The sequence below is a fragment of the Myxococcota bacterium genome, from assembly GCA_041389495.1.
GTDB lineage: Bacteria > Myxococcota_A > UBA9160 > UBA9160 > UBA4427 > JAWKRT01.
The window spans coordinates 442,474-460,141 of sequence record JAWKRT010000003.1 but is presented as its reverse complement, the minus strand read 5'-3'; the positions used below and the strand labels follow the sequence as shown (position 1 = coordinate 460,141).

General features: G+C 75.4%; 15 protein-coding genes and 2 tRNA genes. 3 read left to right on the top strand and 14 right to left on the bottom strand.

What is annotated here, in order from left to right; translation table 11 throughout:
- The first annotated feature begins 395 nt into the window (after positions 1-395).
- From R3E88_18370 to R3E88_18360, 3 genes are read left to right on the top strand one after another with little or no spacing between them, the layout of a single operon-like run.
- On the top strand, positions 396-2,078 hold the full coding sequence (locus tag R3E88_18370; GenBank protein MEZ4218446.1) for a hypothetical protein: 1,683 nt from the start codon (positions 396-398) through the stop codon (positions 2,076-2,078).
- Between the two features lie 17 nt (positions 2,079-2,095).
- A complete protein-coding gene (locus R3E88_18365) occupies positions 2,096-2,860 on the top strand; it encodes a glutathione S-transferase (GenBank protein MEZ4218445.1) in 765 nt (254 codons plus the stop codon).
- Positions 2,861-2,910: 50 nt separating this feature from the next.
- Positions 2,911-4,323 carry a wax ester/triacylglycerol synthase family O-acyltransferase gene (locus R3E88_18360; GenBank protein MEZ4218444.1) on the top strand — a complete coding sequence of 471 codons (1,413 nt, stop codon included), beginning with the start codon at positions 2,911-2,913 and terminating at the stop codon, positions 4,321-4,323.
- A gap of 80 nt (positions 4,324-4,403) precedes the next feature.
- Here R3E88_18360 and R3E88_18355 read toward each other — a convergent pair.
- The 14 genes from R3E88_18355 to rseP all read right to left on the bottom strand — a co-directional run bounded on the left by R3E88_18355 (position 4,404) and on the right by rseP (position 17,630).
- Positions 4,404-4,480 (bottom strand) — tRNA-Arg (locus R3E88_18355).
- 66 nt (positions 4,481-4,546) lie between these two features.
- A tRNA-Val gene (locus R3E88_18350) sits at positions 4,547-4,623 on the bottom strand.
- Between the two features lie 72 nt (positions 4,624-4,695).
- Positions 4,696-6,300 (bottom strand): CTP synthase, encoded by a 1,605-nt coding sequence (locus R3E88_18345; GenBank protein MEZ4218443.1) that lies wholly within the window; start codon positions 6,298-6,300, stop codon positions 4,696-4,698.
- Between the two features lie 549 nt (positions 6,301-6,849).
- Positions 6,850-7,887, bottom strand: a complete 1,038-nt coding sequence (gene argC / locus R3E88_18340; protein MEZ4218442.1) for an N-acetyl-gamma-glutamyl-phosphate reductase — start codon at positions 7,885-7,887, stop codon at positions 6,850-6,852.
- 144 nt (positions 7,888-8,031) lie between these two features.
- Complete coding sequence (gene rpsI / locus R3E88_18335; protein ID MEZ4218441.1) at positions 8,032-8,424, bottom strand: 30S ribosomal protein S9; 393 nt, start codon at positions 8,422-8,424, stop codon at positions 8,032-8,034.
- Positions 8,414-8,869, bottom strand: coding sequence for a 50S ribosomal protein L13 (gene rplM, locus R3E88_18330; GenBank protein ID MEZ4218440.1), 456 nt, complete (start codon positions 8,867-8,869; stop codon positions 8,414-8,416). Before rplM ends, rpsI begins: the two co-directional genes overlap by 11 nt.
- A 213-nt stretch (positions 8,870-9,082) precedes the next feature.
- Positions 9,083-9,892 carry a tRNA pseudouridine(38-40) synthase TruA gene (gene truA, locus R3E88_18325; protein MEZ4218439.1) on the bottom strand — a complete coding sequence of 270 codons (810 nt, stop codon included), beginning with the start codon at positions 9,890-9,892 and terminating at the stop codon, positions 9,083-9,085.
- A 14-nt stretch (positions 9,893-9,906) separates the two neighbouring features.
- On the bottom strand, positions 9,907-10,932 hold the full coding sequence (locus R3E88_18320) for an Asd/ArgC dimerization domain-containing protein (GenBank protein MEZ4218438.1): 1,026 nt from the start codon (positions 10,930-10,932) through the stop codon (positions 9,907-9,909).
- Positions 10,929-12,008 carry a 3-isopropylmalate dehydrogenase gene (gene leuB / locus R3E88_18315; protein MEZ4218437.1) on the bottom strand — a complete coding sequence of 360 codons (1,080 nt, stop codon included), beginning with the start codon at positions 12,006-12,008 and terminating at the stop codon, positions 10,929-10,931. The genes R3E88_18320 and leuB overlap by 4 nt, the downstream gene beginning before the upstream one ends.
- 88 nt (positions 12,009-12,096) lie before the next feature.
- Positions 12,097-12,972 carry a CDP-diacylglycerol--serine O-phosphatidyltransferase gene (pssA, locus tag R3E88_18310; protein MEZ4218436.1) on the bottom strand — a complete coding sequence of 292 codons (876 nt, stop codon included), beginning with the start codon at positions 12,970-12,972 and terminating at the stop codon, positions 12,097-12,099.
- A complete protein-coding gene (locus R3E88_18305; protein ID MEZ4218435.1) occupies positions 12,969-13,727 on the bottom strand; it encodes a phosphatidylserine decarboxylase in 759 nt (252 codons plus the stop codon). The genes pssA and R3E88_18305 overlap by 4 nt, the downstream gene beginning before the upstream one ends.
- 79 nt (positions 13,728-13,806) lie before the next feature.
- Positions 13,807-14,829, bottom strand: a complete 1,023-nt coding sequence (gene ilvC, locus R3E88_18300) for a ketol-acid reductoisomerase (GenBank protein ID MEZ4218434.1) — start codon at positions 14,827-14,829, stop codon at positions 13,807-13,809.
- A 326-nt stretch (positions 14,830-15,155) separates the two neighbouring features.
- On the bottom strand, positions 15,156-15,914 hold the full coding sequence (gene tsaB / locus R3E88_18295; protein MEZ4218433.1) for a tRNA (adenosine(37)-N6)-threonylcarbamoyltransferase complex dimerization subunit type 1 TsaB: 759 nt from the start codon (positions 15,912-15,914) through the stop codon (positions 15,156-15,158).
- A gap of 12 nt (positions 15,915-15,926) precedes the next feature.
- Positions 15,927-17,630, bottom strand: a complete 1,704-nt coding sequence (gene rseP, locus R3E88_18290; protein MEZ4218432.1) for an RIP metalloprotease RseP — start codon at positions 17,628-17,630, stop codon at positions 15,927-15,929.
- Between the last annotated feature and the right edge of the window lie 38 nt (positions 17,631-17,668).

The window sequence follows — 17,668 nt, the reverse complement described above, 5'->3', positions numbered from 1 at the left end:
CACGGCGGCGAGCCTAGCAGCCCGCTTCGCGCGACCGCGCGCGACCCCGGGCTCGCGACCGCGCGCGACCCCCGGGCTCGCGACCGCGCGCGACCCGGGGCTCGCCGCCGCGCGCGAGCCGCTACGCTCGCGCGCGTCGCGCGCCGCGGCGGCGGTGCGGCGACGCTTCTCCACCGCCGCGCCGCGCGCGCCACGTCGAGGCCTGCGTCCTTGCCCCTGGAATCGGACCCGACGCGCGCGCCCGCGCCGCGCGCGCCGTCGCAGCGCGCGACGCGTGCATCCCACCCGCCGGGCGGCGCCGCCCCCGCTGGCTCGCGCGCGCGGCCGACGCGGCCGAGCACCCCGTCGTCGTCGCGCTCGCCGTCGCTTCGACGGCCTTCCTCGCGAGCCTCGCGATGCTCGCGCCCGTCGACAACGGCGACCTCGCCTGGCACCTCGCGCTCGGCCGCTGGATCGCCGCGCACGGCGCCGTGCCGCGGACCGAGCCGTTCACCTACACCGCGGGCGGCGCGCCGATGGTCGCGCACGAATGGCTCGTGCAGTGGGGCTACTGGGAGCTGCTCGCGCGCGCGGGCATCGCCGCGTTCCGCTGGGCGCACGCGGCGGCCGCCGCCGCCTTCGTCGCGCTCGTCTACGCGCTGCTGCGGCGCGCCGGCGCGACGCGCGGCCTCGCGCTCGCCGGGCTCGTCGTCTGCACGGTCGGCGCCGCCGCGCGCTTCCAGGTCCGGCCGCACGTCGTCAACCTGCTCGTCGGCGCAGCGCTCTACGGGGCGGCGTTCGTCGCGCGCCCGAAGCTCCGCCCGGCGCAGATCGCGGGCTTCGCGATCGCCACGGCGCTCTGGGCGAACGCGCACTCGGCGGCCGTGCTCTTTCCCGCGCTCGTCGCGGGCTACGCGCTCGCGGACGCGCTCGACCGACGGCTGCGACCCGCCGCGCCGCGCGAGCGCGACGCGCTCGGCGGCGGCGACCCGCGCCGCGTGTGGCAGCTCGCGGGCGCGTGCGCGCTCGCACTCGTCGCGACGCCGAACCACGTCGCGCTCTTCCCGTACCTCGTCGAGTCCGCGCGCGTGAACGCGAGCCTGAGCCTCGAGTGGCTGCCGATCCTTCGTTATGCGGGCGACCCGACGGCGCGCGCGCTGCTCGCGGCGTTCGCGATCGCACTCGCGGCCGGCACTGCCGCCGCCCTCGCCCTGGCGCGGCGCGGCGCGCCGCTCGCACCCGCCGCCGTCGCACTCGCGTGCGCCGTCGCACCGCTGCGCACGATGCGCTTCACCTGGCTCGCGTTCGCGCCCGTCGCGCTCGCGGGCGCCGAGGCGTCGCGCGCGCTCGCGCGCGCCGGCGAGCGCACGCGCTGTGCGGTCGCCGTGCTCGCGACGCTCGGCGCGCTCGTCGCCGCGCCGCTCCTGTTCGCGCCCGCGGAGGGCGTCGCGCGTCGCATCGAGCGCGTGCGCGCGGGGACGCTCTTCGCGCCGAACGCGTTCCCGGTGCGCAGCGCCGCGCTGCTCGACGAGCTCGCGCGCGCGGGCACGCCGCTCGAGGGGAGGCTCTTCGCGCGCGCCGAGTGGGGCGGCTACCTGAACCTCGTGCTGAACGGGCGCTACCTCGTGTTCGCCGACGGCCGCTGGCCCGAGATCGGCGAGGGCATCGTGCGCGCCGGTCACGTGATCGCGACCGGGCGCCCGGGCGCCCTCGACCTCGCCGACGACTTCGCGCTCGACCTGCTCCTCGTCGAGCGCGACTGGCTGGACGCCGCGCCCGCTCCCGAGCGCGCGCGGCGCGACGCCGCGTGGCTCCGCGCCTTCGCGAGCGCGAACAGCGAGCTCTGGGTGCGGCGGGACGCCACGGGCACGGCCACGCGCGCGACGCTCGCCGACTACTACGCGGCGCACGGCGTTCCCTTCGACGCGGAACGCGGCTTCGACCCGCTCGCCGCGCGCGCGGCGAGCCCGCAGTGGGCGCGCGCGCACGGCATCGGCGCGCGGCGCATCCGCCACTTCCTGCCGGGCGGGCGGCGGAGCGAGCCCGGCTTCGAGGTGGCGGAAGACGGCGTCGGCGCACCGGGCGACGCGGCGCCGTGATAGGTTCGCGCCTCCCGATGGCGCGGATCGAGCTGCTCCAGTTCCCGTACTCGACCTTCAACGAGAAGGCGCGCTGGGCGCTCGACTGGAAGCGCATCCCGCACGCGCGCACGAACCTGCTGCCCGGCCCGCACCGCGCGCGCGTCGCGCGCATCGCGCCGGCCTCGACGACCCCCGTGCTCCTCGTCGACGGCGCGGTCGTGCAGGGCTCGGCCGCGATCGTCGCCGAGCTCGAGCGCCGCTACCCGGAGCCGCCGCTGTACCCCGCCGACCCGGCGCAGCGCGAGCGCGCGCTCGCCATCGAGCGGCGCTTCGACGACGAGGTCGGGCCCGCCGCGCGCCAGGTCGTCTTCCGCGTGCTGCTCGACGAGGGCGCCTACATGTGCGCGCTCTTCAGCGAGGGGCACGCGCGCGCGAAGCGCGCGCTCTACCGCGGCATGTTCCCCGTCGCGCGGCGCCTGATCGCGCGCGCCTACCGCACGCGGGACGACGCGGACGTCGCGCGCGGGCTCGCCACGGTCGAGCGCGCGCTCGACGAGCTCGCGACGCAGCCCGGCCCGAGCGGCCACCTGGTCGGCGATGCGTTCAGCGTCGCCGACCTCGCGGCGGCCTCGCTGCTCGCGCCGCTCGCCGGCCCCGCGCACCCCGACATGGCGTTCCCCGCGCCCGTCCCCGCCGCGCTGCGCGCGTTCACCCGCCGCTTCGAGGACCACCCCGGCGCGAAGTGGATCCGCGAGACCTATGCGCGCCACCGCGGGCCGGCGCGGGAAGCGCTTCGTTAGGCGAGCGCGCCCGGCGCGCGGCGAGCCCGGAAAGGAAGGGACGGAAGGACGTGTCCGACGCGACGATCGAGTTCCCGCGCGCGATGGGCGAGCAGGACGCCATGCTGTGGCGCATGGAGCGGGACCGGCGCTTCCGGTCGACGCTCCTCTCGGTGACGGTCCTCGACGCGCCGCCCGACCGCGCCCGCTTCACCGCGAAGATCGCGCGCATGGCGGCCGAGATCCCGCGGCTCCGTCAGCGCATCGTGCCGATGCCCGAGCTCGTCTCGACGCCCATCTGGGCGTGGGCCGAGGACTTCGACCTCGCCTATCACCTGCGCTTCCTGCGCCTCGGCGGCGCGGGCACGATGCGCGAGCTGCTCGACTTCACGGCCGCGATCGGACGCCAGGCCTTCGACCCCGAGCGCCCGCCGTGGGAGTTCTACGCGATCGACGGCCTGCGCGAGGGGCCGGGCGGCGAGAACGGCGCGGCCATCCTGTGGAAGATGCATCACGCCGTCACCGACGGCGTCGCGGGCGTGCGCATCATGCGGCACTCGTTCGACCTCGCGCCCGACGGCGACCTGCGCGCCGCCCCGCCGCCGCGCGCGCTCGAGCCCGGCGAGGACGCGGACGTGGCGCGGCTCTCGAGCGAGGCGGTGCGCGAGCGGCTCGCGCAGGTGCCGGGGCGCCTGTGGGCGGGCGCGCGCAAGGCCGTCGACGTCGCGCGCGACCCGGTCGGTGCGGCGCAGTCCGCGGCGCGCGACCTCGCCTCGCTGCGCCGCCTGCTCGCCGACATGCCCGGGCCGCTCAGCCCCGTCATGACGGCGCGCTCGACGAACTTCCACGTCGACGCGTTCCAGGTGCCGATCGCCGCGCTCAAGGCCGCCGCGCACGCCGCCGGCGGCACCGTGAGCGACGCATTCCTCGCGGGCGTGACGGGCGGGCTCCACCGCTACCACGCGCGGCACGGCAAGCCCGTCGCCGCGCTCAACGCGTCGATCCCGATCAGCCTGCGCAACGCCGCGGCCGACTCGGACGTCGCGGGCACGCACATCGCCGTCGCCCGCCTCGCCCTGCGCATCGACGAACCCGACCCGGCGCGCCGCATCCGCGCGCACCACGCCGTCGTCGCCGAGGCGCGCGACGAGCCCGCGCAGGCCTACTCCGACGTCGTCGCCGGCGTGCTCTACCGGCTCCCGCTCCCGCTCGCGCTCCGCACCTATGCGGCCTCGGCGACGAAGAACGACCTCGTCGCGAGCTCGGTGCCCGGCATTCCCGCCCCGGTCTTCGTCGCGGGCGCGCGCGCCCGCGCCTTCCTGACCTTCGGCCCGCTCTCGGGAGCCGCGGTCAACGCCACGCTCTTCACGATCGACGACATGGCGAACGTCTCGCTCAACGCCGACGCGGCCGCCGTGCCGGACCTCGACGCGCTCGTCGCGTGCGTGCGGGAGGGCTTCGACGAGGTGCTCGCGCTCGCGTGAGACAGCGCCGCCCCCGGCGCGGCGCGAGCGGCGTCCCCGTGCCCGCGACCGGGCCCGCGACCGGGCGCGCGAACGGCGGATGGTGACCCGGGCGCGATTCGAACGCGCGACCCCCAGCTTCGGAGGCTGGTGCTCTATCCAGCTGAGCTACCGGGCCAGCGAGCCCGCGGCCCGCGCGGCGCGGGACGAGAGGCTCGGATCCATCGATTCGGCGGGCGATGCGTGGTGGGACGTAGAGGATTCGAACCTCCGACCCCCGCGGTGTGAACACGGTGCTCTAGCCAACTGAGCTAACGTCCCACGCGAAGCGCAGGGTGTAGACGAAAGCGATCGCGCGTTCAAGCGCCGACGCGTCCGCCCTCGCCCCTCCCGTCAGCCGGCGTGCCGGTGCTCGGCCGCCGCCCGCACGAACGCCTCGAAGAGCGGGTGCGGCTCGAACGGCCGCGACGCGAACTCGGGGTGGAACTGCGAGGCCACGAAGAACGGGTGGTCGCGCAGCTCGACGACCTCGACGAGCCGGCCGTCCGGCGAGGTGCCCGAGCACACGAGGCCCGCCGCCTCGAGCCGCTCGCGGTAGGCCGGGTTGAACTCGTAGCGGTGGCGGTGGCGCTCGGAGATCTCGGCCCGGCCGTAGAGCTCGCGCGCGCGCGTTCCCTCGGCGAGCGCGCACGGATAGGCGCCGAGCCGCATCGTCGCGCCCTTGTCGGCGACCGCGCGCTGCTCGGGCAGGAAGTCGATCACCGGGTGCGGCGTCGCCGGATCGATCTCCGTCGAGTTCGCGCGCTCGAGCCCGGCGACGTGGCGCGCGAACTCGATCACCGCCATCTGCATGCCGTAGCAGATGCCGAGGTACGGGATCCTGTTCTCGCGCGCATAACGAACGGCCTTGATCTTGCCCTCGGCGCCGCGCTCGCCGAAGCCGTGCGGCACGAGGATGCCGTCGACGTGCGCGAGCACGTGCGCGTCCTCGAACTTCTCGGAGTCGACGTACTCGATGTTCACCTTCGCGCCGATCGGGAAGCCGCCGTGCGCGAGCGCCTCGTTGAGCGACTTGTAGGCCTCGGTGAGGTCGACGTACTTGCCGACCATCGCGATCGTGACCTCGCACTTCGGGTGCCGGACGTTGTGGATCAGCTCCTCCCAGCGCCGCAGGTCGGGCCGCGCCGTCCACATGTTCAGCACCTGCGAGAGCTTCTCGTCGAGGCCTTCCTGGTGGAGGACGAGCGGGACCTCGTAGATCGTGTCGACGTCCTTGGCGGTGACGACCGCGTCGTCGTCGACGTTGCAGAAGAGCGCGATCTTGCTCTTCACGCCCTTCGGCAGGAAGCGATCGGTGCGGCACAGGATGACGTCGGGCGCGATGCCGACCGACTGCAGCTCCTTCACCGAGTGCTGCACGGGCTTCGTCTTGAGCTCGCCCGCCGTCGCGACGTAGGGCACGAGCGCGACGTGCACGAAGCAGACGTTGTCGCGGCCGACGTCGGCGCGCATCTGGCGGATCGCCTCGAGGAAGGGCAGCGACTCGATGTCGCCGACCGTGCCGCCGATCTCGACGAGGATGACGTCGACGCCCTGCGCCGCCGCGAGCACGCGCTCCTTGATCGCGTCGGTGACGTGCGGGATGACCTGCACGGTGCCGCCGAGGTAGTCGCCGCGGCGCTCCTTCTGGATCACGGAGTCGTAGATCTTGCCGGCGGTCACGTTGTTGAGCCGGCTCATGCGCGTCGTCGTGAAGCGCTCGTAGTGGCCGAGGTCGAGGTCCGTCTCGGCGCCGTCCTCGGTGACGTACACCTCGCCGTGCTGGAACGGGTTCATCGTCCCCGGGTCGACGTTCAGGTACGGGTCGAGCTTGAGGAACGTGACGGTGAGCCCGCGCGCCTCGAGCAGCGCGCCGATCGAGGCCGACGCGAGCCCCTTCCCGAGCGACGACAGCACTCCGCCCGTCACGAAGATGAACTTCGTCGATCGCTTCTGCATGGACTGGACCCCCCGCATCGGCCGTCCTCAGCGCCCAGCCGGTCGAGCCTCGCCGCCGTCGGTCGACGGTCGGCGTGCTCGCCGTGCGCGCGGTTCGAAGAGCGCGAACCCGTGAGCCGACGCGGCACGCCCCCCGCCCGCGTCGCGAACCGCCCCGCACCCCGCGCGCGCGCCCGCCCGGCGCGAACGAGCGTTCGCGGCGGAGGGCTTCGCGAGAGGAACGGGAACCGGGAGGGAGGGACCGCGCGGTCCCGGGATCGTCGCCGCCTGCACCGGCGGCGTCACCCGTGCACCCGGTCGCCGAGCGGAATCGCCCGGCTCCCCGCGTGCCGGTGACGGACGCGCGAAGCAGTGAAGGCGCGCAATGCCTCTCCCATGGCTTCGGTTCGACGGTTTATAGCCCGCTCGTCTCGCGAGCGTCAATCGGAGCAAGCTCCCGATCGTCGCGATCGCACCCGCGCGCAGCGCACCGCGCGCGCACCGCGCGCGCACGTCGATCGACGCGCGACGCGCGCGCTTGGTGAAACGGCGTTGCGTCGCGGCGCGCGACTACGGGAGGAGCGGGCCGGCGAGCAGCCCGAGCGTCTCGGGCCAGCCGCGCATCGCGTTCAGGCACTGGATCATCTGCCCGCTCGCGCCCTTGCCGAGGTTGTCGATCGCCGAGAGCAGCACGAGCGCACCGGAGCGCTCGTCCGACACGGCCGCGACGTCGCAGAAGTTCGTGCCGCGCACCGATGCGATGGCGGGCGTCTCGCCCTCGGGCAGGACGCGCACGAACGGCTCGTTCGCGTACGCGCGCTCGAGCACGGCGCGCGCGTCCGCGCTCGACATCGGCCGCTTCGGGCGCGCGAACACCGTCGCGAGCATGCCGCGCGTCGTCGGCAGCAGGTGCGGCACGAACGCGACGCGCACGTCGACGCCGGCCGCGAGCGCGAGCTCCTGCTCGATCTCGGGAACGTGGCGGTGCACGCTCCCCGGCTTGTAGGCGTGCGCGTTGCCCTCGAGCTCGGCGAGCAGGTAGCCGTCGGCGAGCGTGCGCCCCGCGCCCGAGACGCCCGACTTCGCGTCGACCACGATGCCCGTCGTCTCGACGAGCCCCTCGCGCAGGAAGGGCGCGAGCGGCAGCACCGTGCACGTCGGGTAGCAGCCCGCCGCTGCGGCGAAGGACGCCCCGGCGAGCTCGGCGCGGTGGAGCTCGGGGATGCCGTAGACGGCCGCGCCGAACAGGTCGGGCGCGGCGTGCTCGCCGTACCAGCGCGCGTAGTCGTCGCGGCTGCGCAGCCGGAAGTCGGCCGAGAGGTCGACCACGACGACGCCCGCGGCGCGCAGCTCGGCGACGGCGCGCGCCGAGCCGCCGTGGGGCAGGCAGCAGAACGCGACGTCGACGCGCTCGGCGAGGCGCTTCGGGTCGAGCCCCTCGAAGCGCAGGTCGACGAGGCCGCGCAGGCCGGGGAAGGCGTCGCCCGCGGCCATGCCCGCGCGCTGCTCGGACGTGATCGCGACGAGCTCGAGCTCGGGGTGGCGCGGAACGAGCCGCACGAGCTCGAGGCCCGTGTAGCCGCTGGCGCCGGCGATGCCGACCCGCATGTCCGTCCTCCTCGTCGGGGCCCGTCCGCGCGATCGCGCGCGCGCCCCGAACGAGAAACGGGAGGCCGCGCGCGGCCTCCCGTCTCCACGAGTCTTCCGCGTGCGCCGCGCCGCTCGGGCGCACGCCGCGCGGACGAGGCGCGACTAGCGCTTCGAGAACTGGAAGCGCGCGCGCGCTCCCTTCTGACCGTACTTCTTGCGCTCCTTCTTGCGCGGATCGCGCGTGAGGAGCCCGGCGCGCTTGAGCGTCGCGCGCTGGCTCGGGTCGAGCTTCTCGAGCGCGCGCGCGATGCCGTGGCGCAGCGCGCCGGCCTGGCCCGTGGGACCGCCGCCCGAGAGCGAGGCGTGCACGTCGTAGCGGCCCGCGAGGCTCGTCACCTCGAACGGCTGCGCGACGAGCAGGCGATCGCCGACGCGCCCGAAGTACTCGTCGGCCGGGCGGCCGTTCACGAGCACGAGGCCCGCGCCCGGGCGCAGGCGCACGCGCGCGACCGCCGTCTTTCGCTTGCCAGTCGCATTGATCTCACTACTGATCAAGGGAGAGCTCCTCGGGCTTCTGCGCCGCGTGCGGGTGCGAGGGCCCCGCGTAGACCTTGAGCTTCGTCAGCATCTGCCGGCCGAGCGAGTTGCGCGGCAGCATGCCCTCCACCGCCTTGCGCACCGCGCGGTCGGCGTGCGGGCCGGCGAGCAGCTTGTCCGCCGTCACCGTGCGGATGCCGCCCGGGTACAGCGTGTGGCGGATGTAGAGCTTCTGCTCGCGCTTGCGCCCGGTGAGCCGCACCTTCTCGGCGTTGATCACGATGACGTGGTCGCCGGTGTCGACGTGCGGCGTGAAGGTGGGCTTGTGCTTGCCGCGCAGCACGGACGCGACGCGCGTCGCGAGCCGCCCCAGCACGACGTCTTCCGCGTCGATCACGTACCACGTGCGCTCGACCTCGCCGGGCCGGGCGCTCTGCGTCGCGCGGTGAGCCGCAGCTCCCATCGCGGGTGTCCTCCGGCCCTCGTCGGGCCCGTTGTCGAGAGCGGCGCCGGCCCCGCCGGCACCGCACAACGCAACGGACCCGGTCTCCCGGGCCCGCTCGCATCGGATCGCTCGGAATGTCCCGGCGCGGCCGAACGGGCCGGCGCGCGGGAGCGCGAACGGGTACCGGTTCGGCGGCCCGCAGTCAAGGTGCGGGGGCCGCGAATCCGCCCGTCAACCGTCCGATTCCACGGCGGAATCGGCGGCCCCGGCCCGGGCGTACCGGACCGCGACGAGCGCGAGCCCGCAGGCGGGCGCGGTCGGCCCGGCAGCGCCGCGGTCGCGCGACGCGAGCAGCGCGGGCATCGACCCCGCCGCGCGCCGTCCCTGCCCCACCTCGACGAGCGTTCCCGCGAGGTTGCGGACCATGTGGCGCAGGAAGCCCGCGCCCTCGGCCTCGATCTCGATCTCGCGCCCCTCCGGCCGCGCGCGCGCGACGACGTCGAGGCGCAGGAGGCGCCGCACCGTCGTCGCCACGCTCGAGCCGGCGGCGCAGAACGCGGCGAAGTCGCGCTCGCCGACGAGCTGCGCGGCGGCCTCGCGCATCGCCTCCACGTCGAGGCCGCGCCCGTCCGCGCCCGTCGGCACCCAGTGCGCGCGGGCCGCGCGCAGCGGCGAGCGCTGCGGGGCGTTCCAGATGGCATAGCGATAGAGCTTCGCGAGCGCGTCGCGGCGCGCGTCGAAGTCGTCCGCGACCTGCTCGACGGCGAGCACGGCGACGTCGGCCGGGAGCTTCGCGTTGAGCGCGCGCTGCAGCGTCGCCGGATCGAGCGCGGTGTCGAGCCACGCGCTCGCGACCTGCGCGAGCGCGTGCACGCCGGCGTCCGTGCGCCCGCTGCCCATCGCCTCGACGCGCCGCCCGCCCGCGAGCTCGGCGAGCGCGCGCTCGAGCTCCTCCTGCACGGTGCGCTCGCCCTGCCCCTGGCGCTGCCAGCCGGCGAAGCGCGCGCCGTCGTACTCGAGCGTGAAGCGGAAGCGCGGCATCGCGGGCGCCGCCGTCAGTGCAGCTGCGTGCGCGCCTCGGCGAGCTTGACCGCGTTGCTCGCCGCGATGCGCACGGGGTCGGCCACGAGCCAGAGCGCGAGCCCGTTCGCGTGCGCGCGGTCGCGCCGCACGCCGCCGACGAGGACGTCGTCGCTGCCGGCCGCGTCGCGCAGCGTCGGGCCGGCGAGCAGCGCGTCGCCGGCCGGGTGGAGCGCGACGCCCGCCGTCTTGGCGAGCACCTCGCGCGCCTCCTCGGGCGACAGCGCGCGGCGCAGCTCGACGGTGAGCGCACTCGCCTCGCCGACGAAGGCCGGCACCTGCACGAACGCCGCGTCGAGCGGGACGTCGCGCCCGAGGATGCGCGCGACGACGCGCGCGAGCTCGGCGGCGAGCGCGTCCTCGTCGGCCTCCGCCTCGGCGGCCGTCTCGCGCGGAAGGCAGTCGAACGCGACGGGACCCGCGAACACGGCGGGCTCGGGAGGCTCCTGCTGCGCGAGCACGGCGACCGTCTCGTCGGAGAGCGCCTCGATGCCGTCGCGTCCCGCGTGCGCGGCGCTCTGGAGCACGGTGCCCGTCACGCGCTCGACGCCGGCCGCGTCGTCGAGCGCGGCGAGCACGCGACCCCACGCGAGCGCGGGGCCGCTCGGCGCGGCGACGAGCGGCGCGCCCACGAGCTCGGCGGCCGGGCTGCGGTCGGCGAGCCCGAGCGGCACCTCGGCCGAGCGCGCGAGCGCGCCCGAGCAGTCGATGCACGCGACCTCCGCGCGCAGCGCGGCGCGCACCAGGTCGAGCGCGGCACCGCGCGGCGTGCACACGAAGAGCAGGTCGAGGCCGCGCAGCGGCGGCGCCTCCGCCTCGATCGCGATCACCTCGTCGTCGATCTCGACGTCGCGGCCGAGCGAGCGATCGGTCGCGAACGGGAGGAGCTCCGCGACGGGGAAGCGCCGCTCGCCGAGCACGGCGACGAGCTCGCTCCCCACCGCGCCGCTCGCGCCCGCGACGGCGATGCGCAGGCCTTCGCGGCGCGCGGGCGCCGTCACGCGCCGAGCCTCGCGAGCACGAGGTCGCCCATCGCGCGACATCCGATCGTGTCGCGCCGCTCGCCCGGGAGCACGAGGTCGCCCGTGCGGTGGCCCTCTTCGAGCACGCGCGTCGCGGCATCGCGGATCTCGGCCGCCGCCGCGGGCGCGTCGAACGTGTGCTCGAACATCATCGCGACCGACAGGATCGCGGCGAGCGGGTTCGCGAGATCGCGGCCCGCGATGTCGGGCGCCGAGCCGTGCACGGGCTCGTAGAGCCCGACGCCGCCCGCGGCGAGGCTCGCCGACGGCAGCATGCCGAGCGAGCCCGTGATCATCGCCGCCTCGTCCGACAGGATGTCGCCGAACAGGTTCTCGGTGACGATCACGTCGAAGCGCTTCGGCTCGCGCACGAGCAGCATGGCCGCGGAGTCGACGAGCTGGTGCGCGAGCTCGACGTCCGGGTAGTCCTTCGCCACCTCCTCGACGACCTCGACCCACAGCTGCGAGGCCTCGAGCACGTTCTGCTTGTGGACGTGCGTGACGTGGTGGCGGCGCCGTCGCGCGGCGTCGAACGCGACGCGCGCGATGCGCGCGATCTCGTCCTCGTCGTACACCATCGTGTTGCGCGCGATGCGGCGGCCGTTCTCGACCGCGCGCCCGCGCGGCTCGCCGAAGTAGAGGCCGCCCGTGAGCTCGCGCACGACGAGCATGTCGATCCCCGCGACGATCTCGGGCCGCAGCGCGCTCGCGGCCGCGAGCGACGGGAAGACGCTCGCCGGGCGCAGGTTGGCGAACAGGCCGAGCGCCTTGCGGATGCCGAGGAGGCCCTTCTCGGGCCGCGTGTCGACGGGCATCGCGTCCCACTTCGGGCCGCCGACGGCGCCGAGCAGCACCGCGCGACTCGCGCGGCAGAGGTCGACGACCGCGGGCGTGAGCGGCGTGCCGTGCGCGTCGATCGACGCGCCGCCGATCGCCGCCTCTTCGTACTCGAGCGCGATGCCGTGCCGACGCGCGACGGCGTCGAGCACGCGCTGCGCCTCGCGCGTGACCTCGGGGCCGATGCCGTCGCCGGGGAGGAGGACGATGCGATCCACGGAGCTTCCTTCGCTGCGGAGGGTGCGGGTCTCGGGCCGGTGCGCACGCGGGCCGCGCGGGCCGGCGCCGCGAGACGGGTGAGTCGGATCAGTGGAGCGAGTGCGGCGGCCCGGGGTGCGCGTCGTCGGCCTGCGACGCGGTGGCCGACTCGGCGCGCGCCGACGCCTCGGCGAGCGTCTCGAGCGTCGTCCCGCGGCGGCGGCGGCGCAGCCAGGCGATGGGCCCGGAGAGCACGTACGCGACGCCGAGCGGGAACAGCGTGAGGCCCGGCTTCAGCAACACGACCGCCGCCGCGAAGACCGTGATCACGGCCGCGGTCTGCGGGCGGTGGAGGCGCACCTCCTTGCCGCTGTGGTACGGGATCGGGCTCACCATCAGGAGCCCGAGCGCGGCGAGCCCGAACGCCGGCAACAGCGCGGGCACCGACACGTACAGGCCCGCCTCGCGCAGGAAGCCGACGAAGAGCACGGTCGCGACGACCATGCCCGCGGCCGCCGGGCTCGGCAGCCCCTCGAAGCGGCCGGGATAGCGCTGCGGCGTCACGTTGAAGCGCGCGAGCCGCAGCGCGGCGCCGGCGGTGAACATGAAGCCGAGCACCCAGCCCGTCCAACCGAGCTCCGTGAACTTGCCGGCGTGGAAGGCGAGCATCGCGGGAGCGACGCCGAACGAGACGGTGTCGGCGATCGAGTCGTACTCGAAGCCGAAGCGGCTCGTCGCGCCCGCCATCCGCGCGAGCCGGCCGTCGAGGATGTCGAACACCGCCGCGAAGATCAGCGCGACGGCCGCGCGCTCGTAGTGCCCCGAGCCCGACAGCACGATCGAGTAGAAGCCGGCCGCCAGGTTCATCGTCGTGAAGAGGTTCGGGATCAGGGCGGCGACGCCGATCTGGTCGCCGGCCATGCGCCGCTCCTCGCGGCGCGCGCGGCGCCGGGCGCGCCGCTCCTCGCGCGTGTCGCGACTCACGTCGTGGATCCTCCCTGCGCGGGCGCCGGCGCGCGCGCCGCTCCGCCCGCACCGTCGGCGCCCGCGAGCCGCGCGATCACGGTCGCGCCGCCGCGCACGCGGTCGCCGCGCGCGACGCACGGGACGGCCTCGGGCGGCAGCACGACGTCGGTGCGCGAGCCGAAGCGGATCAGTCCGTAGCGCTGTCCGCGCCCGATCGCGTCGCCCACCTTCGCGTGGCACACGATGCGGCGCGCGATCAGCCCGGTGATCTGCGAGACGACGACGCGCGCGCCGCCCGCCATCGCGAGCACGACGTCGAGCCGCACGTTGTGCGTGAGCGCGTCGGGGTTGAAGGCCGCGAGGTAGGCGTTGCCCGCGCGCTCGATCGCGACGACGCGGCCCGCGACGGGCATGCGGTTCACGTGCACGTCGAACACCGAGAGGAAGATCGCGATGCGCACGGCCTTGCGGCCGTCGGCGAGCTCGACCGGCGCGGCCTCGATCACGCGCCCGTCGGCCGGGGCGACGACGGCGTCGGCGTCGCCGGGCAGCGCGCGCTCGGGGTTGCGGAAGAACGCGAGCACGAAGGCGCCGAGGCCGAGCCCGAGCGCCGCGAGCCACGCGTGGCCGAGCGCGCCGAACAGGGCGCCGAGCCCGAGCGGCACCGCGCCGAGCGCGAACGCGTCGGGCACGATCCACTCGGTCGGCCGCTCGCGGAACGCGGCGCCGGGCGCATCGCCCGCCGCCGCCGCGCGCTGCGCCGCGTCGCTCATCGCGTTCCCCCTCGTGGCGCGCCGCCGCGCGCGCGCCGCGGCGCTCGACGGCGCGCGCGGCCGGTGCCCGCGCGCCGGCTCAGTTCTTCGAGCGATCGACGAGCCGCCGCTGCTGCAGCCACGGCATGAGCCCGCGCAGCTTCGCGCCGACCTCCTCCATCGGATGCTCGGCCGCGATGCGGCGCTTCGCGTTGAAGCCGACGAAGCCGGCCTGGTTCTCGAGGATGAACTCCTTCGCGAACTCGCCGCGCTGGATCTCGCCGAGGATCTCCTCCATGCGCGCGCGCGTCGCGGCGTCGATCACGCGCGGGCCGCGCGTGAAGTCGCCGTACTCGGCCGTGTTCGAGACCGAGTAGCGCATGTTCGCGATGCCGCCCTCGTAGATCAGGTCGACGATCAGCTTCACCTCGTGCACGCACTCGAAGTACGCCATCTCGGGCGCGTAGCCGGCGTCGACGAGCGTCTCGTAGCCCGCCTGCATCAGCGCGACGAGGCCGCCGCAGAGCACCGCCTGCTCGCCGAACAGGTCGGTCTCCGTCTCCTCGCGGAAGCTCGTCTCGATGATGCCCGCGCGGCCGGCGCCGATGCCCGACGCGTACGCGAGCGCGACGGCCTTCGTGTCGCCCGTCGGGTCCTGGTGGACGGCGATCAGCGCCGGCACGCCGCGTCCGTCCTCGTAGTTCTGCCGCACCGTGTGGCCCGGCCCCTTCGGCGCGACCATGAACACGTTCACGTCCGCCGGCGGCGCGATGGCCTGGAAGTGGATGTTGAACCCGTGCGCGACGGCGAGGTAGTCGCCGGGCTCGAGGTTCGGCGCCACCTCCTCCGCGTAGACCTGGGCCGCCTTCTCGTCGGGCAGCGTCAGCATCACGACCTTCGCGGCCTTCGCGGCCGCCGCGACCTCGGCCACCTCGAGGCCCGCGCCCTCGGCCTTCTTCCACGACGCCGAGCCCTTCCGCAGGCCGACCACGACCGAGACGCCCGACGCGTGCAGGTTCTGCGCGTGCGCGTGCCCCTGACTGCCGTAGCCGATGATCGCGACCTTCTTGCCGGCGAGCCGACCGAGGTCCGCGTCCTTGTCGTAGTAGATGTCGAGTGCCATCGAGGTCCATCTCCGCGGATCGCGGGCGGCGCGGCCTCGGCGCGCGCACCGGTCGATTCGCCGTTGGGGAGCCCGGAGGTGCGTGCCGACTGCGGTCGCGCCCCGCGCGGGCTCCTGCGAAGCCGTTCTGGATCCGTGCTCGGGTCCGTTCGCGAGCGGTGCGGGCCCAGCTCGCAGAACGTCGTTCGCGCCCCGGCCCGTCGGCCGCCCGGCCCGACTCACGAGCGAGGGCGCGCGCCCGAACCGCGCACGCCCTCGAGGGCCGCGAAGCTACGGGAAGCGCCCCGGGGTGTCCACCGACGAAGGCGCACGTCCGCGCGCGCCCACTACCCCGCCCGCTCGGCGCGGAGCCGCTTCTCCTCGGCTTCGGGGCGGCGCAGGTAGCGCGGCGCGAGCGCGGCGGCCTCGACGACGCGCCCGCTCGCGAGCTGGGCGCGGCCGAGGGCCGCGACCGCCGCCGCGCGCGGGCGCGCCGGCGGCGGGGCGAGCTCGACGTCGTCCCGGCCGGCGTCCCGCAGCGCGTCGAGCAGCGCGCGCGGCGGCTCGCCCGCGAGGCGGGCGCGCGGCGGGAGCGCGCGAGCGAGCGCCGCGACGGCCTCGACGCGCTCGCCGGGCGACGCCGGCGCGAGCCGGTCGGCCGTGCCCGCGGGCGGCAGCGGGCGTTCGAAGACGCCCGCGTACACCTCGCCGCGCCGCGCATCGAGGACGGCTGCGACCGGGCGCTCGTCGACGCTGGCCTCCGTACTCGCGCCCTCGAACGTCTCGAGCGCAATCGCGCCGAGCGTCGACACCGGGGCGACCACGGGCGCGACGCCGGGCGCCGCGAACGCGAGCCCCTTCACGGTGGCGATGCCGATGCGCAGGCTCGTGAACGCGCCCGGCCCGACCGCGACCGCGAACGCGTCGAGGTCGTCGAGGTGGACGCCCGTCCCCGCGAGCAGTGCGTCCACGGCGGGCAGCAGGCTCGCGGCGTGCGGGAGCGCCGGGTCGGCCTCGCGCACCGCGACGACGCCCTCGCCCTCGCGCGCGAGCGCCGCGCTCGCGCGCCGCGAAGCGCACTCGATCGCGAGCAGGAGACGGGCCACGGCGCGCGCGCGCTACCCGCGGATCCAATCGAAGAAGCTCGACCAGTTCCGCAGGATGTCGTTGCCGATCGCGACGCCCATCAGCAGCAGCACCATCACGAGCCCGAAGCCCTGCACGATCTCGCGCGTGCGCAGCGAGAGCGGCGAGCGCTTGATGCCTTCGATCGAGTAGATGAGCGCCTGCCCGCCGTCGAGCACGGGAATCGGAAGCAGGTTGAGGATCCCGAGGTTGATGCTGATCAGCATCATCATCTGGAAGTAGGCCCACCACCCGAGGTCGAGCGACTGGCGCGAGATCTGGGCGATGCCGATCGGTCCGGCGAGCGAGTCCATGCCCGCGCCGCCGCTCAGCATGTGGCCGAGCCCCTTGAGGAAGACCTTCGTGATGTCCCAGGCCATCGCGGAAGCGCGCGGCAGCGCGACGAGCGGGTTCGCGTGGCGCTCGATCGTCGTCTCGCCCGGCAGCATCACGGGGAACGAGCGGACGCCCACCTGGTAGACGTCCTCCTTCATGTGAGCGAGGCCGGTGTCGCGCTGCACGAGCCGCGGCGTCACCGTCGTCGCGCGTACGTCGCCCTCGCGCGCGTACGTGAGCGCGAGCGCGCGGCCCTGGCTCGAGCGCACGCTCTCGGCGAACGACAGGAACGTGCCGATCGGCCGGCCGTCGAGCTCGAGCAGGAGGTCACCGCGCGCGAGCCCGGCCTCCTCGGCCGCCGAGCCGGCTTCGACCTCGGCGACGAGCACGGAGGCGGGCACGACGCCGAGCGCCGCGAGGCCCTGGCTCGCGGGCAGTGCGATCGCGATCGGCGCGGCGCTCGCGCCGCCGCTCCCCGCGCCGCCGCTCGCGCCGTCGCCGCGGCGCACGGCCACCTCGACCGCCGCGCCCGCGCGCGCATCGAACGCCGCGACCAGCGCGTTCCAGTCGCCGATCTCCTCGTCGCCGACGCGCACGACGAGGTCGCCCGAGCGCAGCCCGGCGAGCGCGGCCGGCGAGCGCGCACCCGGCACGCCGACGAGCGGCTGCAGCTTCTCGTTCTGGATCCCGATCCAGCCGCGCGGCTCGGCGCGCCCGATCTCGTCGAGACCGTTCTGCACGACGACGGGAACCTGCACGGCGAGCTGCGCGCCGTCGCGCTCGGCCTCGACGCGGAGCGCGCCACCGCGGGCGGCGCGCACGGCCTCCTCGACGTCGTCCCAGTAGCGCGTCTCGCTGCCGTCGATCGCGACGATGCGGTCGCCCGCGCGCAGCCCGGCCTCGGCCGCGGGCGAGCCCGGGTCCACCGTCCCGACGACGGCGGCCGCGCGCGGCATGCCGAGCCACAGGCCGACGACGAGCACGGCGACCGGGAAGGCCAGGTTCATCGCGGGGCCGGCGAAGCTGATGGCGAGCTTCTGCCAGACGGGCTTCGCGCTCAGGAACTCGTCGGGGCGCGCGTCGAGGACCTCGGGCTCCGGGTCCTCGCCCTGCACGGCGAGGTTCTCGCCGAGCATCTTCACGTAGCCGCCGAGCGGGATCCACGCGACGACGTACTCCGTGCCGCCGCGCTCCCAGCGCAGCCGGTGGCGACCGAAGCCGATCGGCGACCCGAAGCCGAGCGAGAACGTCAGCACGCGCACGCCGCACGCCTTCGCGACGAGGAAGTGGCCGAGCTCGTGGATGAAGATCAGGACGCCGAGCAGCGGCACGAACGCGGCGAGCGTGTCGATCAGGGCCATTGCGGCTCGTCCTCCTCCCGGCCGTCGCCGCCGGGGTC